The sequence below is a fragment of the Pseudomonas sp. VMV1 genome, from assembly GCF_056790235.1.
In genome coordinates, this window is sequence record NZ_JBXGSE010000041.1 from 1 (window position 1) to 621 (window position 621).

Genomic DNA, 621 nt, shown 5'->3' on the forward strand with positions numbered 1-621 from the left:
CTTGAGGTTCTAACTCTGGTCCGTTATCCGGATCGAGGACAGTGTATGGTGGGCAGTTTGACTGGGGCGGTCTCCTCCTAAAGAGTAACGGAGGAGTACGAAGGTGCGCTCAGACCGGTCGGAAATCGGTCGTAGAGTATAAAGGCAAAAGCGCGCTTGACTGCGAGACAGACACGTCGAGCAGGTACGAAAGTAGGTCTTAGTGATCCGGTGGTTCTGTATGGAAGGGCCATCGCTCAACGGATAAAAGGTACTCCGGGGATAACAGGCTGATACCGCCCAAGAGTTCATATCGACGGCGGTGTTTGGCACCTCGATGTCGGCTCATCACATCCTGGGGCTGAAGCCGGTCCCAAGGGTATGGCTGTTCGCCATTTAAAGTGGTACGCGAGCTGGGTTTAGAACGTCGTGAGACAGTTCGGTCCCTATCTGCCGTGGACGTTTGAGATTTGAGAGGGGCTGCTCCTAGTACGAGAGGACCGGAGTGGACGAACCTCTGGTGTTCCGGTTGTCACGCCAGTGGCATCGCCGGGTAGCTATGTTCGGAAGAGATAACCGCTGAAAGCATCTAAGCGGGAAACTTGCCTCAAGATGAGATCTCACTGGAGCCTTGAGCTTCCT

The 621-nt window shown here is 54.6% G+C and carries 1 rRNA gene; it reads left to right on the top strand.

Features of this window, described 5'->3' with window-relative positions:
• A 23S ribosomal RNA gene (locus tag ACUCV0_RS24065) occupies window positions 1–618 on the top strand; the annotation flags it as partial.
• Window positions 619–621 lie beyond the last annotated feature (3 nt).